The 13,195-nt window shown below is 47.5% G+C and carries 12 protein-coding genes; 6 read left to right on the forward strand and 6 right to left on the reverse strand.

Translation table 11 applies throughout. The features are described from left to right. Positions 1-166: 166 nt before the first annotated feature. The 3 genes from GUA98_RS13020 to GUA98_RS13030 all read right to left on the reverse strand — a co-directional run bounded on the left by GUA98_RS13020 (position 167) and on the right by GUA98_RS13030 (position 5,465). Complete coding sequence (locus GUA98_RS13020) at positions 167-2,293, reverse strand: alpha/beta hydrolase family protein (RefSeq protein WP_227779601.1); 2,127 nt, start codon at positions 2,291-2,293, stop codon at positions 167-169. Between the two features lie 263 nt (positions 2,294-2,556). Further along, complete coding sequence (gene dhaK, locus GUA98_RS13025; protein WP_193723273.1) at positions 2,557-4,326, reverse strand: dihydroxyacetone kinase subunit DhaK; 1,770 nt, start codon at positions 4,324-4,326, stop codon at positions 2,557-2,559. After that, positions 4,326-5,465 carry a glycerol dehydrogenase gene (locus tag GUA98_RS13030; RefSeq protein WP_193723274.1) on the reverse strand — a complete coding sequence of 380 codons (1,140 nt, stop codon included), beginning with the start codon at positions 5,463-5,465 and terminating at the stop codon, positions 4,326-4,328. The genes dhaK and GUA98_RS13030 overlap by 1 nt, the downstream gene beginning before the upstream one ends. 306 nt (positions 5,466-5,771) lie before the next feature. Here GUA98_RS13030 and GUA98_RS13035 point away from each other — a divergent pair, with 306 nt between their 5' ends. Continuing rightward, on the forward strand, positions 5,772-6,812 hold the full coding sequence (locus GUA98_RS13035; protein ID WP_193723275.1) for a PocR ligand-binding domain-containing protein: 1,041 nt from the start codon (positions 5,772-5,774) through the stop codon (positions 6,810-6,812). Positions 6,813-6,939: 127 nt separating this feature from the next. Here the strand turns inward: GUA98_RS13035 and GUA98_RS13040 are convergent, their stop codons facing one another. Then, entirely contained in the window at positions 6,940-7,851 is a 912-nt protein-coding gene (locus GUA98_RS13040) for a LysR family transcriptional regulator (RefSeq protein ID WP_227779602.1), read from the reverse strand. A 90-nt stretch (positions 7,852-7,941) separates the two neighbouring features. Here GUA98_RS13040 and GUA98_RS13045 point away from each other — a divergent pair, with 90 nt between their 5' ends. The 5 genes from GUA98_RS13045 to GUA98_RS13065 all read left to right on the forward strand — a co-directional run bounded on the left by GUA98_RS13045 (position 7,942) and on the right by GUA98_RS13065 (position 11,063). Next, positions 7,942-8,931 (forward strand): zinc-binding dehydrogenase, encoded by a 990-nt coding sequence (locus GUA98_RS13045; RefSeq protein ID WP_193723277.1) that lies wholly within the window; start codon positions 7,942-7,944, stop codon positions 8,929-8,931. Positions 8,932-8,966: 35 nt separating this feature from the next. After that, positions 8,967-9,185, forward strand: a complete 219-nt coding sequence (locus GUA98_RS13050; RefSeq protein WP_227779603.1) for a hypothetical protein — start codon at positions 8,967-8,969, stop codon at positions 9,183-9,185. 29 nt (positions 9,186-9,214) lie between these two features. Next, the gene (locus GUA98_RS13055; protein ID WP_193723279.1) at positions 9,215-9,730 is read left to right on the forward strand and encodes a hypothetical protein; all 516 of its coding nucleotides are present in this window, start codon (positions 9,215-9,217) and stop codon (positions 9,728-9,730) included. Then, on the forward strand, positions 9,727-10,134 hold the full coding sequence (locus tag GUA98_RS13060) for a hypothetical protein (RefSeq protein ID WP_153977021.1): 408 nt from the start codon (positions 9,727-9,729) through the stop codon (positions 10,132-10,134). Before GUA98_RS13055 ends, GUA98_RS13060 begins: the two co-directional genes overlap by 4 nt. Before the next feature lie 140 nt (positions 10,135-10,274). Continuing rightward, positions 10,275-11,063, forward strand: a complete 789-nt coding sequence (locus GUA98_RS13065) for a formate/nitrite transporter family protein (protein WP_095288637.1) — start codon at positions 10,275-10,277, stop codon at positions 11,061-11,063. Between the two features lie 55 nt (positions 11,064-11,118). Here GUA98_RS13065 and GUA98_RS13070 read toward each other — a convergent pair whose 3' ends face one another. Then, positions 11,119-11,559, reverse strand: a complete 441-nt coding sequence (locus tag GUA98_RS13070; RefSeq protein ID WP_415753025.1) for an acetyltransferase — start codon at positions 11,557-11,559, stop codon at positions 11,119-11,121. 100 nt (positions 11,560-11,659) lie between these two features. Beyond that, positions 11,660-13,192, reverse strand: coding sequence for a glycoside hydrolase family 30 protein (locus GUA98_RS13075; protein WP_193723281.1), 1,533 nt, complete (start codon positions 13,190-13,192; stop codon positions 11,660-11,662). Between the last annotated feature and the right edge of the window lie 3 nt (positions 13,193-13,195).

The following is a 13,195-nucleotide window of genomic DNA, read 5'->3' on the forward strand; positions in this document are numbered from 1 at the left end:
TCTGTTCTACAGATTACACTATTTGGTATTAAGACACCAAATTTCTGCCCTGCCGCTATAGCTTCTTAAACCAAAAAGACCACTCTGTAACCAAGCTACAGAGTGGTCTTTCTTACTTACATTTAACAATATTTTGGATATAAATCCAAACCTTCATTCGATTGAATTAAACCAGATTCCAGAAAAGAGCTGTATTGGCTACCGTAATCATCGTAAACAGAAGCGTATTTACCAGAGCAGCAACCCAAACATTATTGGTTTTTTCAAACAATTTGCGTGCGTACACGGCTGCAATCACCAGGCACGGAATCAGCGCAAACAGCAGAATGGCATTCAACGCTTGCCCAGGGTACATGGCTACACCCGTGGTGAAATCCAAACCATATTGAAGAGCCATCCAGAGGACCAGTCCGCCAACGTTCAAGACGATGGACAGGAACATGCCTCCTCGTTTGCCGCGTGTATTGGCATTGAGCGCTACTGTACTTACGAAGAAGTATATAAGGAAAAACGGTGCATAGCGCAAAGCTGTAATGAAATGCTCGCTCTCGAATGTCCGTACTGCAAACGTCCAGATCCGGAAATCCGTTCCAAAGATCGCCTGCACTGCAAACAGTAGTGCATAGCCAATCACGACCGCAAGAACCGCAGTGACTAGACTGGCAATAATCGTGACCACATTCAGGCTAATGCCATAATCGCTGAAACGAGTCCCTGCATCCTTTTTGGAGAAGTAATGGAAGGCAAACGTCACTACAATCATAATTAGCGCAGATACCAGAGCCCAGTAAACAATTTGGTTCGTTGTCGGTTCATTGAAATACGTGCTTGTAACCACAATCTGATCGGCGTAATTGAATACAAGCCACATGACAAGAGATACAATAGCGAGAAGCACGCTGCCTACAGCGATATTCTTCATTCGCCTGCTGGCCTGATAGTCGGTTTTCTTGCTGCTAGCCAGGATGAATCCAATCACTGCCCCCAGCACGCTTGCAAACAACAGGACCAGGGCAATGATGCGGAGCACATTCAATCCGTTTGCTTCTTTGTCCATCAGAGTCGGGAACAGAATTGCCGGAATTAGAGTACTGAAAACAATTGCAATCCAATAGATTGTTTTCTGCATGCCCCCAACCGCAGCCGATACTGTCGCAATTTCACCGCTGATCGCATTGCGCAGGAATGGCAGTCTGAGCAGTAGCGTTACCAGCGGAACAATCATCAGGAAGAAACCGATCAGGGCTACAAAGTTGAAGGCCTCCTTCGCCCACCAGATCTGATTGCCGGAATCCAGATCGACATGGGTTTGATTCGGTGAAGTTACACCTTCGAATGCATGCGCATAGAAGTCGATCAAATGTCCGGTTGTCGTTCCCGAGAAATGATTCCATGGGTGGGTCTGATTCGGTGTAAACATGATATGTTCACCTGTTTGGGATGGACGTACGACTGTACCTTCTACAGTCAAATCACCCGACTCCACCGGGATAAACTTGCCTGTCTCTCCTCTTGCAGCATCAGGCGCGAGTCCCAGGAAGGCTTTACCAGAAGCTGTTGCTGCGAAGTCCTTGCGTGTGACTGTGCCTTGAACTTCTTTTTCCTCAGCCGTTTTCTCTTCATCCGATTTGTTGAAGAAAAACTCGTCATATTGTCCGGCAATCATGCCCACTGTCCGGCTGCCGTAAGCAGCTTGGAGCTGATCCTGTGGTGCGACCGCTGCTGCATAAGAATAGTCAGAACCAACCGAGATTCCGGCATGAATCATCCGGTAACCTGTTTGCAATGCATTCATCTCATCCATATACATGGATAACAAAGTAGAGAAACCACCCATGGAATGGCCGCTGACAGATACATAGGCGTTGCCTTGATCATCTTTTTTGGTGAAATCCTGTTCATAGATATACTTTGCTGCGTCATACTGGGAATAGATCCAGAAGGTACTGAACAGATCCTTGACCGGAATATCTCCGCTCCAACGTGAATCCCCATGATCGTACATGTCCAGTGCGAGCACAATATAACCGCGTCTCGACATTTCAATTGCAGGGGCATCCTGCATTTCCTTGGTATTCAGATACCCATGAGTCGTGATAATGACAGGCCGTTTGTCATCCGCACCCGCGCCTTTTGGCATGTATAGCAGGCCTGACAAGGTACCGTGATCTGCTTCGAATTTGATTTCTTTGACTTTAACGGAATAAAAGGATGTGTTGAACATCCCGGCGAACAAGCTGCTGAAAATGACCAGAACAAGTGATAAAACCAGCAACCCCTGCGGTTTTTTCAAGAATGATGTGACTGCTCTCATAATAACTCCTTTATCGCTATGAAATGTTAATCCTATGAATGTATGAACGGACCTTACTCTTGTGATGCTTGGATAATGTAACAATACACATGTAAAAATAGACTTAAGTATGGTTAAAAAAGGCACACATAAAGACGCCGGACATCCGGCGCCGTTACCTGTGTCGCTTGCTGCTTATTCTTGCTAATACACTAGCTTCCACAATCTTTTTTTGCTATAAACGATGTCTTTAACCGACTTCTCTACTTCATTGACTCGGAGAGCTCTGTGAAAATAACTCCCAGTGCGTATGCACCGGCATCCGGATACCCCAGACTGCGATCTCCGACCGTACCTGCGCGGCCCATGCGTGCCACGATGTCTTCGGTTTTCTTCGCACCTTCAACTGCCGCTTGTGCCCCTTTGGCAAACGCCGTTTTGAAGTCATCTCCGGCAGTTGCACTTTGTGTCCAAGAATCAGCACAAGGTACGAGTGCATCAATCAGCGTTTTGTCACCCACAACTGCGCCGCGTCCGAAAGACCGCTCACCTGTGGATTGAATGCCTTGCACGGCTGCTTGCATCATTTCGGCAAACTCGGATACATTCAGCTGCTGTTTGTCTCCTACTTCCTTGCCGGCAGCGCGGAATGCCGAGCCCCAGATTGGACCGGATGCCCCGCCGCAATATTCCATAATAACGAGCGAGCATGCATCCAGGAACGAACCGATATCCTTCTTCTCCTCGCTGATGATATGATTCCATTCGCGTTTCAGCTGACGGAAGCCCTTCGCCACGCTCATTCCGAAGTCGCCATCTCCCGCATGCGAATCGAGCTCACAGAACGGTACTTCGTTCTTGATGATGATCTCACCCATCTTATCGATCAGATACACGATATTGTCCAGGGAGAATTGATTGTTGTTAATAACTGCAGCAGATGCAGGTGTCTCCACTTCATAGGAAACCGGAGCATCTTCACCTACAACTGCTTCAAGTGCTTCGGAGTAGGCTACTTGTGCAGCCGGAGGACCGGAAACCTTGAATGCAGGTGTATCACTTTCCTTAAATAACAATGACTTGAGCTCATCATCCAGCTTCAGGATCGTCAGCGATGCGCCAGCCATATCGATGCTGGTCATATAATTGCCTACAAAGGTGGTGGCTACTTGCAGACCCGAACGGCCTGCCAGCTCGCGCTGAACAGAGTTGTTAAGCAGGTACAGTTCCTGCAAAGGTGTTGCACCAAATCCGTTCACGAGCACGGCAATCTCCGCGGATGCATCACCATCCAGCTTCATGTCCGTGAGCAGGGCTTCAACCATCCCGCCTGCCAGCTCATCAGCAGACACAATTTTCTCACGACGAATACCAGGTTCACCATGAATACCAACGCCGAACTCCATTTCATCGTCCGCAATTTCAAACGTTGGTGTCCCTTTGGCAGGTACGGTGCAGGACGTGAATCCAAAACCAATACTGCGTACGTTCTGGGCTGCCTTCTCGGCAACCAGCTTCACTTCTGCCAGACTGCGCCCTTCTTCAGCTGCAGCTCCGGCAATCTTATGGACCAGAACTGTTCCGGCTACGCCGCGGCGTCCTACAGTGTAGAGACTATCCTGTACAGCAATGTCATCTTCAACACGCACATACTGTACATCGATACCATCTTCCTCCGCCAGATGTGCAGCATTCTTGAAATTCATCATGTCACCGCTGTAGTTCTTGATGATCAAGAGTGTGCCCTTGCTGCTGGCCGTTGCCTTAATTGCCTGGTACACCTGAATCTGGGAAGGAGATGCGAATACATCTCCACATACCGCAGCATCCAGCATACCTTTCCCCACATAGCCAGCGTGAGCCGGTTCATGGCCACTGCCGCCGCCGCTGATGAGGCTAACTTTGTCCGTATTAATCTCTCTGCGTTTGATGACCTTATACTTTTTCAAAAATTCAAGCTCGGGGTGCGCCAGCGCAATCCCGTTGCACATTTCCATCACGACATTTTCAGCCTGATTGATTATTTTCTTCATTACTTTGCCTCCTGGCGAGCTTTGTATTCCCGGCCCATACGGTCCGCCGCTGCAATGGCAGCAGCCACTTCAGGAACAGTGATCGGGAATGGCATAGCGTGAATGGATTCTTCCGGAATACATGCGATCTCTGCCACTTTCAGCAGCTCTTCTTGAGTAATGGTATCTACACCGATATCCGCCAAGCTTACAGGCAGTCCCACCTCGAGGCAGAAGTCCATAACTTCATGCAGCTCTTCGGTTGGTGCATTTTCAAGGACGAGCTGTGCAATCGTACCGAAGGATACTTTTTCACCATGGAAGAAGTGATGTGTACCCTCCAGAACCGTCAATCCGTTGTGGATGGCATGTGCAGCGGCCAGACCGCCACTTTCGAATCCAAGACCCGACAGCAGAATGTTGGTCTCAACGATATTTTCCAGCGCTTGCGTTACAACGTTGCTGTCACTGGCTACTTTTGCTTTTGCTCCGTCAGTCAACAGCATTTCATAGCACAATTTAGCCAGCGCCAGTGCTGCATTCGTACCTACAGCAGACGGAGTATATCCTTCGCGGGATCCCATTGGCAGACTTGCGTTTACACGGGAATACGATTTTGCTGTTGCTCTTGCTTCGAAGTACGTAGAGAGTGCGTCTCCCATACCGGATACCAGGAAGCGTGTTGGCGCGTTAGCAATTACAGTTGTATCCACCAGCACAACGCTTGGACTTTGTTTAAAATATGCGTAGTCATCAAAAGATCCTTCTGGTGTATACAATACTGCCGAGTGACTTGTTGGTGCATCGGTTGCAGCAATCGTTGGGCAAATGATCAACGCTTCGCCTTCCGCTACGCATTTGGCTGCATCAATGGCTTTACCGCCTCCAAGACCGATGGTGCAGGTGCATCCTTTTTCCTTCGCAATTTCCTGCAGACGAGCCACTTCCTGACGGGAGCACTCCCCTCTAAAACCGCTTTCAACAAAGGTGATATTGAACTTTTCTGCTGTTGCATCAAGCTTTGCCTTTACACGCTGTACATCATCCGGATGTGCAATCAACAACGCGGAATCTCCGAAGGATTTCACAAAGTAACCAAGGTTCAACAGTTCATCTTCGCCTTGCACATATTTGGTTGGGCTGATAAATGCTTTTCTCATAATGGTATGCCTCCTAAAGATAGTTAATAAGGTGTCGTGTTTATACATCAAATTTGAATGGTTCACTATTAACCTAAATATATCTCATGAATACGAGAGACACATTGGACTTTAATAACAAATAATTATAACTTCCAATCGTAATTTTTTGCTTTTTTCTGAATTCATGGTATGTTATTGTCATTGGATGGTTGAATGTTGACATCATCTTACATTACCCGTTTGCATCCTATTCTAATATGTACAACTTGCTAACTTTTTAGCGCTTAAGGGCCGTTAATCAGGTTAGCTATGGAGGTTCACACAATGATTAAAGAATACTTGCACATTAATAAAATCCTCGATCTAAATAAATGGAAGCGCCTACAGGATTCACTGGCGAATGTAACCAAACTGGCTATCCTGACCGTTGACTACAAGGGCATCCCGGTGACCAGCCACAGCAGCTGCCAAGCCTTCTGCCAAAATGTACGCAAAGATCCCGAGCTTCTTCCCTACTGCCAAAAGTGCGATTCGCGCGGCGGGCTGGAAGCAGTTCGGTTGAATGAACCTTATGTATACTTGTGTCATTTCAATATTATTGATATCGCCATTCCCATCACCATCGATGGCAAATACATTGGAGCCGTAATGGCAGGGCAAGTTAAACTTGCAGATCCGGACAAAGGCACCCATCTGGAACAGATCGTCTCTTCCAAAAATGTGCCCATGCATGAAGCGAAGCTGCAGGAACTGCAGGATAATTATGATCAGCTGCCTGTTATGACCTATGAAGAGATTGTAAAAATCTCCAACATGCTGTCCCTGCTGTGCAACTATATTGTAGAGGAAGCTCTCAATAAAAATTTGCTGGTGGAGATGTTCGAGAAGGCTTCCGGCTCCCAGGAATCCGTTAATCTATCCACAATTTTGCCCGGGTACTCCATTCGCAATATTGAATCCATCAAAAAGGAAATGACCAATGCGATTGCCGATGCCTATCTCAAAAACAGTCCAAGCGATAATGCATGTACCAGCCCTGCGTTGCAGCCTGCTTTTGAATATATTCACAGTCACAAGAGCGAGCAGGTGACACTGAAACATATGGCAGATCTATGCCACCTTAGTCCAAGCTATTTCAGTAGACTGTTCGCCAAGGAGACGGGGGAGAATTTCACAACCTATCTGGCCAAGCTCAAAATCAAATGGGCCAAGCAATTGCTGGAGGTTACCGACATGCCGATCTCACAGATCAGTGATGAGCTGGGGTTTAACGAATCCGGGTACTTTATCAAAATTTTCAAAAAATTCGAAGAGATCACGCCTGCCTTATATCGCAAATACATTCAAGAGCAATCTGTCACCTAGTCGTGGATAAGCATCAGAACTTTACCCGAATTCCGTTCCTGAACAGCAATGCTTCCTTCTCCAAAACCGCCAATCGGGAACGGGTTCAGGTGTTCAATCCCGGTGGAGTTTCCTGAAATAGAATTTTTTAGCCTTCGTTATTCCTGATTGCCATCATCTCCAGCAAGCCTCGTAATGCAGCCGATAGATATTCACTTCGGGCATGTACAAGTCCCACTTCCAACCTGCAGTATGGCTCTGGCAAAGATATCACTGAAACTTCTCCTCTTAATTCGGCTTGGACAACCGAAGAACGCGGGAGTAATGATACCCCTATGCCTGCAGATACACCACTTAGAATCGTGTTCAGTGTTCCAAATTCCATTACATTGAGCGTATGGACCCCACGGCTATGTAGAAAAGCTTCAGCTTGAGTTCTGTGCGTACACCCAATCTCAAAGAACAACATCGGTTTATCTAAAACTTCTGCCATTTGATGCAAGCCGGGTTCCGCAATCATAACCAGTTCTTCATCAAACACCTTAATATAGTTTAGTTCAGGATGCTCGACTGGCCCATAGACTAAGGCTCCTTGCAGATCATGCTGCATGACCCTCTGATTCAGCTCATGAGTCCCTCCTGTGACAAGTGAAGTCTGTACTTCTGGATAACAGGAATGGTATTTAGCCAGGAATGGAGCAAGGAAGCTGGAGGCCGCTGTCTCAATGGAACCTAAACGAAGCTTTCCTGCCGGTTTGCTTCCTGTTTGAGTCGACAATTCTGCTTCATGCAACAAATCCAGTATTTTATCTGCATACTCGAGCAAATGATCTCCAGCAGGTGTAAGTACCATTCCCCGGTTCGTGCGATGAAAAAGTGAAACTTGAAGTTGACTTTCCAGCTGCCTGATCCGCGTTGTAACATTGGACTGCACATAATTCAGTGCCAATGCCGCTTTACTAATACTTCCCTCTCGAGCAACTGTCCGAAATATTTTCAGATCTCCTGCATCCACGATAATCACCTGCTTGCTAGCTATTATTTTTATTAATACCCACATTCAATTCTGTTCATTTTACGTGAAACCACCCCAACTGTACAATGAGGTTCAATCATGACCTTTAATTACATCAACGGGAGGAATAACATTATGAAAGCTATTATACATTCAGGCCGAAGTGGCCTCAGGGGGCTCCAATATACATCATCCACAAGTCGAGCAACGGGGCTCGGCGAAGTCAAAATCGAGTTAAAATCCGCCGGTCTTAACCATCGCGACCTCTTCATCATGGCAGGTCGGACAACCCATGACGCTCCGCTCATTCCAGGCTCCGATGGGGCTGGTATAATAGTAGAAACTGGCGAAGGCGTTGTACACCCTTCTGTAGGTGATGAAGTCATTATTCATCCAACTCTTGGTTGGAAGTGTGCAGCAGATGTGCCACTTGTACCTGAGATCGTAGGCGGACCAACGGATGGAACACTTGCACAGTATATTACCATCCCTGCCGAAAATGCATTACCCAAACCATCTCATCTAACTTGGGAGAAAGCAGGGGTATTATCCCTATCGGCATTGACAGCATACCGTGCATTATTCACCCGTGGTGGTCTTCAGCAGGGAGAACATGTTCTGATTCCCGGCATTGGAGGTGGTGTAGCCACCTATGCTCTTCTCATGGCAGTATCCGCCGGAGCCAAGGTAACCGTAACCTCAAGGAGCGAAATGAAGCGAAATGAAGCCATTCGTTTGGGAGCTGTACAAGCATTGGGCAGTCATGAGGATTGGAGTAAGCAAAACAAGCTTGACCACGTGGATCTGATTTTGGATAGCATCGGACAAGCTCTTTTCCCCCAATATTTCAATATTATCCGACCCGGTGGTCGAATCGTAATGTATGGCGCAAGCTCCGGAGATGATCTGACTCTTCCGATCCGATCCATCTTCTTCCCTCAAGTAAGCCTGATTGGTACTTCCATGGGAAGCCATGAAGAGTTTGTACAGATGCTGCAATGGGTGGAACATCATGATATACATCCTGTAGTCGATAGAGTATATGCGCTACAGGACACAGCGAAAGCGTTCGAACGGATGGAAAAGGGAGAGCAGTTTGGCAATCTCGCTATACGGATTGAGTAATAACTAATCATATGAATTATTCAGGAGGTTTTGTTATGTCTGACCATGCACAATTGGTAGAACAGGTTCGCAAGCTGATGAATGCCGAGGGAACCGAAGCGGAACTGGATGATATGCTGACTGAGCTGCAGCAGCAGCTGCCCTATGCGGAGATCAGTAATCTGATTTTCTGGGATGATCGAGACCTGACCCCCGAACAGATCGTGGAAGAAGCACTGGCAGCCCGTCCTATTCAGCTTCCGCCCCAATCCTAGCTTCTCATTCAGGAGGTGAATGATCTACTATGTCTGATGTAAACTATAGTAACTTTGAACAACTAGATTTCGACGCACTCAGTGGAGAAGAAAAGCAGCAGGCTCTTCGCAATTTGACCGAGCTAACAGACCATCATCTCACGCAGCAAGTCCTTGCTATTGGTATGAATTCTCAAGAAGAAGATCTGGTGCGCATCGAAGCCTGGCGTGTACTTGGTATCGCAAGCTCCTCTGATCCCCTGGATGAAGTCCTGCATGCTGCTGCGCAGCTTGTTCGTGACCCGGACGAAGATGAGGATGTACAAAACTACGCTTTGCAGACTCTGGCCCTACTGCCCATCACCGAAGCCGAGATTCAATTGGCTCTGGAGGTTTTGCAGGGGAATGCCTACATCCTGATCAAGGGAGCTGCCTTTGCTGTTCTTGCCGCCCATCAACATGTTTCCGGTGCCAGGTCGGCGTTAGAATCGCTTCAATCCGATCCCGATTTCGGCTCTTCCGCGAAGCGGGTATTACAATCGAACCAAGGAAGTGATAACCCATGAACAAACATGACCCTTCTTCCGGTGAACATGAAGCTTACGAAAATATGGATCAGTCCCCTGCAGCATCGGGAGAACATGCCGTTAAGCCTGTCTACCTTACCCAGGGTGAGATCAATGCCTTGCAGAAGGCGATCATGTTCCTGAAATTTGAATGCGAGGAAACTGACTCTCTCCTCTACGCGGGCAGTCCTCTGTTGAACAGTGTGCTGGAAAAGGTACGGGATGCGCATGACTATGCTGAGTACAGCAAAGACTTTCACTCCCGTCCCAATGAATATGCCGAACGTTTTATGAGAGCCAAACTGGAGCGTTCCTACGCAGAAGAATTAGACCCACGTGAACGAACAGCAGAACAACGGGCTGAAATTCTAGGCGCCTGCATGTACCCTTTTCCAGTGAAATAGCATTCAGTATGTTTGGGTATCTGCATGATTAAATATGGATGGTCTAGCTAACTGCTGCTGTGGTCGTATAAACTCATACCACACTTCTTCCAAATTTTCGTTATAATGTAAGCATTACACCGAGAAACGGGAGGCGAATTATGGAAACCGAAGGTTTACGCAACGTTGAACAACTAGCCTTGAAGAAACACAAGATTTACAAACAAAGTTTAATCAGGTACCTCTCACGTTCCATGTTAGCCAGCATGTTTATTGGATTTGGTGTGATCGTGGCGTTTAAAACAGGTAATTTCTTTTATATGGAGCAGTCCCCATTTACATACCCCATGGCAGCACTCACGTTTGGAGCGGCTATTATTCTGATTGCGTATGGCGGGGGTGACCTGTTTACCGGAAATACGTTTTATTACACGTATGCTGCACTCAGGAAGAAGCTGCGCTGGCTCGAAGTCGTGAAGCTGTGGATTGCCAGTTACAGCGGGAATCTGATGGGCGCAGCTGTCTTTGCTCTATTAATCTATCTGACGGGATTATTCGATTCATCTCAGGTCAATGGATTTCTGCTAAGTGTGGTGGAGCACAAGATGGAGGCACCGGCAATGCAGCTCTTTTTCCGGGGGATTCTATGTAACTGGCTCGTGTGCTTGGCGTTCTTCGTACCGATGTTCATGAAGGAGAATGGCGCCAAGATGTTCGCCATGATGCTGTTTGTCTTTTGTTTTTTCATCTCGGGATATGAACACAGCGTAGCCAATATGTGCACGTTCGCCATCGCGCTGGTACTGAATCATCCAGGAACAATCTCGTTTGGCGGGGTCATTCACAATCTCGTTCCGGTAACCCTCGGCAATCTGGTGGGAGGCGTGCTGCTGATGGGCTTCATGTATTATGCGGTGAACAAACCATTTCTCGATGATGAGACTCACTAACGTATGAAAAATCCCCCGCGACCATCCATCTCAAGATGTTGGTTACGGGGGACTTCTATTTTAATTCCAGATGTAATATGGGAAAAGGATTCCCTGAGCCATCCAGCTCCGATCTGCCTGTCTGTACAAATCCCATTCGGGTATAAAACCGGGCTGCTCCTTCGTTTTGTTCATTCACATCCACTTTGAGATCGTTACCCTTAAGGTCAATGGCATGCGTAACAAGCATCCGTCCGACACCTTGCCCATGCTGGTCCACATCCACGAATAACATCTCAATGTGCTTGCCATCCAGCCCCATAAAACCAACGGGTTCTCCCGCCGAGTCCACTGCTTCCCATACTTCCATGCCTGACAGAGCTTCACTCACCACACTTTTATAGAAGACAATATCCTCTTCAGCCAGAAATGTGTGCGTAGCCCGTACAGCTCGTTCCCAAATGGCAACCAGCTTGGCATGATCCAGTGCCCGGTATGGTGTAACCATCATGTTCAATTCCTCCCCTCCGATGTAGTGATTATTATATTGCATAAATCCAAGGAGTGGGTAAAATCAAATGCTGTTTATTGCTGAAAAACAACCCAACTCTGCTATTCTAGGTGTCCTCCGGCTTCCAGCGAAACGTAACAGCGGATTGAGATGGCAGTGTATATTGAAACGACTCTTCCTCCATGACGACACGGAAAACAGTATCTTCGTTACCTGTGTTAGCTGCAACCAATACCATGGTTCCATCCGGGTTGCAGAAGGCCACATTCTTCAATTCGTCCCGTTCCTCTGTAGATTCCACTCTTACAGCTCCTGCACGAACGTAACGGCTAAGATGTGCCAGCGCATAATATTCAACATTGCGTGTCACTTCACCCGTTTCCGGATCAATGGTCACTACCCCCCGGCAATTCGCACAGCCTCCATTGGTTGGTCCACCTTGCGGATCCAGTGCAATATTCCAGAGCAGTACGCTTTGAGCCCAGTTTCGCGGAGCACCGATCATTAGATTGGACATCTGCCAGCCTAAATTTTCACCAAAATCAGAACTCCACTCCCCCCCGCTGCACTCGGTAAAATAAATATGTTTATCCGGGAAGCGATCATGCACTTCCGTCATGGAGGACGGATCCCCTTCATAACAATGGAATGCCGAACCATCGATATATGATGCAGCCGCTTCGTCCCCAAGCACACTGCCCGTGTATTCTACCGCCTGATCCCAGTTATGGTCATACGTGATGATTCGTGTGTCCAGTCCTGCATCCTGCATAGCAGGCCCAAGGTAATCCCGAATAAACATGGCCTGTTCTTCGGCTCCCATACTCATGCTCGGATAATTAGCGGTAGTGAACTCCGGTTCATTTTGCAAGGTCATTCCATAGATTGATATCCCCTGTGCCTGAAAAGCCTGAATGTATTTTACAAAATAACGTGCATATGCTTCATAAATTTGAGGATTGTTGTAATCGAGATACCAGCCATTCATTGTCTTCTCGCCATATTTCATCCAGGCCGGGGCTGTCCAGGGTGTGCCCAACACCTTGATGTCCGGTTTCAGCACAGCGACCTGTTTCAGCATATCTACCACTTCCTGATCTTTGTCGATCGAGAAGTGATCCATATTATAATCCGTGCCAGACTCGATATCATTATACGTATAACTTGATGGTTCACCAGATGCATCCACCGAGTAATCAGAAGTACCAATCGTATGACGCACCATATCCAGATTCAATCCTTCACTCGTAAACAGCTCCTTGAGTAATCGTTCTCGCTGTTCCTGCGGAAGCTGATCGAGTAAATAGGTGGCTGAGCCTGTCATGGCAGCACCAAATCCATCCATCGTTTGATACGTTTGGGATGGATCAATGGTGATGGTGTGCTCTGCTTTGGAATGGTTTGCTTCCGTTGATGTTTTTGTCCATTGAATCGGCTGCTGCGGTTCCAGTAGATGCTGCTGATCTCCGGTTGTCAGCCATGCTTCAGCTGTTGCCGGGCTCTTCCCTATTGGTGGTGGCGGGATGGCATCTTCTTCGCTGCGGTCTGTCATCCACCATGCGCTGAAACCAGCCACAATACATACGGCGAGCAGCAGGAGCATCCATCCTGTTTTCTTCTCTCTCCATCGCACGTTCATCTC

It is taken from the genome of Paenibacillus sp. P13VS (assembly GCF_015143645.1).
Taxonomy (GTDB): Bacteria; Bacillota; Bacilli; order Paenibacillales; family Paenibacillaceae; genus Paenibacillus; species Paenibacillus xylanilyticus_A.

Excerpts from the sequence above, each read along its gene's own strand:
- GUA98_RS13040 (WP_227779602.1), bottom strand. The coding sequence starts at position 7,851 with ATGTGGGTATTAATAAAAATAATAGCTAGCAAGCAGGTGATTATCGTG.
- dhaK (WP_193723273.1), bottom strand. The coding sequence starts at position 4,326 with ATGAAGAAAATAATCAATCAGGCTGAAAATGTCGTGATGGAAATGTGC.
- GUA98_RS13075 (WP_193723281.1), bottom strand. The coding sequence starts at position 13,192 with ATGAACGTGCGATGGAGAGAGAAGAAAACAGGATGGATGCTCCTGCTG.
- GUA98_RS13045 (WP_193723277.1), top strand. The coding sequence starts at position 7,942 with ATGAAAGCTATTATACATTCAGGCCGAAGTGGCCTCAGGGGGCTCCAA.
- GUA98_RS13065 (WP_095288637.1), top strand. The coding sequence starts at position 10,275 with ATGGAAACCGAAGGTTTACGCAACGTTGAACAACTAGCCTTGAAGAAA.
- GUA98_RS13030 (WP_193723274.1), bottom strand. The coding sequence starts at position 5,465 with ATGAGAAAAGCATTTATCAGCCCAACCAAATATGTGCAAGGCGAAGAT.
- GUA98_RS13055 (WP_193723279.1), top strand. The coding sequence starts at position 9,215 with ATGTCTGATGTAAACTATAGTAACTTTGAACAACTAGATTTCGACGCA.
- GUA98_RS13060 (WP_153977021.1), top strand. The coding sequence starts at position 9,727 with ATGAACAAACATGACCCTTCTTCCGGTGAACATGAAGCTTACGAAAAT.
- GUA98_RS13050 (WP_227779603.1), top strand. The coding sequence starts at position 8,967 with ATGTCTGACCATGCACAATTGGTAGAACAGGTTCGCAAGCTGATGAAT.
- GUA98_RS13035 (WP_193723275.1), top strand. The coding sequence starts at position 5,772 with ATGATTAAAGAATACTTGCACATTAATAAAATCCTCGATCTAAATAAA.